The following is a 1051-nucleotide window of genomic DNA, read 5'->3' as shown; positions in this document are numbered from 1 at the left end:
TAGTTTTGAAGTCAGTATTCATTGAGCCGAAAAAACTTTAAATTGAAGAGTTTGATCATGGCTCAGATTGAACGCTGGCGGCAGGCCTAACACATGCAAGTCGAGCGGTAACAGAAAGAAAGCTTGCTTTCTTTGCTGACGAGCGGCGGACGGGTGAGTAATGCCTAGGAAATTGCCCTGATGTGGGGGATAACCATTGGAAACGATGGCTAATACCGCATAATCTCTTCGGAGCAAAGAGGGGGACCTTCGGGCCTCTCGCGTCAGGATATGCCTAGGTGGGATTAGCTAGTTGGTGAGGTAATGGCTCACCAAGGCGACGATCCCTAGCTGGTCTGAGAGGATGATCAGCCACACTGGAACTGAGACACGGTCCAGACTCCTACGGGAGGCAGCAGTGGGGAATATTGCACAATGGGCGCAAGCCTGATGCAGCCATGCCGCGTGTATGAAGAAGGCCTTCGGGTTGTAAAGTACTTTCAGTCGTGAGGAAGGCATCAACGTTAATAGCGTTGGTGTTTGACGTTAGCGACAGAAGAAGCACCGGCTAACTCCGTGCCAGCAGCCGCGGTAATACGGAGGGTGCGAGCGTTAATCGGAATTACTGGGCGTAAAGCGCATGCAGGTGGTTCGTTAAGTCAGATGTGAAAGCCCGGGGCTCAACCTCGGAATTGCATTTGAAACTGGCGGACTAGAGTACTGTAGAGGGGGGTAGAATTTCAGGTGTAGCGGTGAAATGCGTAGAGATCTGAAGGAATACCGGTGGCGAAGGCGGCCCCCTGGACAGATACTGACACTCAGATGCGAAAGCGTGGGGAGCAAACAGGATTAGATACCCTGGTAGTCCACGCCGTAAACGATGTCTACTTGGAGGTTGTGGCCTTGAGCCGTGGCTTTCGGAGCTAACGCGTTAAGTAGACCGCCTGGGGAGTACGGTCGCAAGATTAAAACTCAAATGAATTGACGGGGGCCCGCACAAGCGGTGGAGCATGTGGTTTAATTCGATGCAACGCGAAGAACCTTACCTACTCTTGACATCCAGAGAAGCCAG

Annotated in this window: 1 rRNA gene; it reads left to right on the top strand. The window is 52.1% G+C overall.

The features are described from left to right. Positions 1-39 precede the first annotated feature (39 nt). Positions 40-1051 (top strand): 16S ribosomal RNA (locus tag H2O73_RS20240); the annotation flags it as partial.

The sequence above is a fragment of the Vibrio marinisediminis genome, from assembly GCF_014050145.1.
GTDB classification, from domain to species: domain Bacteria; phylum Pseudomonadota; class Gammaproteobacteria; order Enterobacterales; family Vibrionaceae; genus Vibrio; species Vibrio marinisediminis.
The sequence above is the reverse complement of the archived record's forward strand: the minus strand, read 5'-3'. Positions and strand labels throughout refer to the sequence as shown.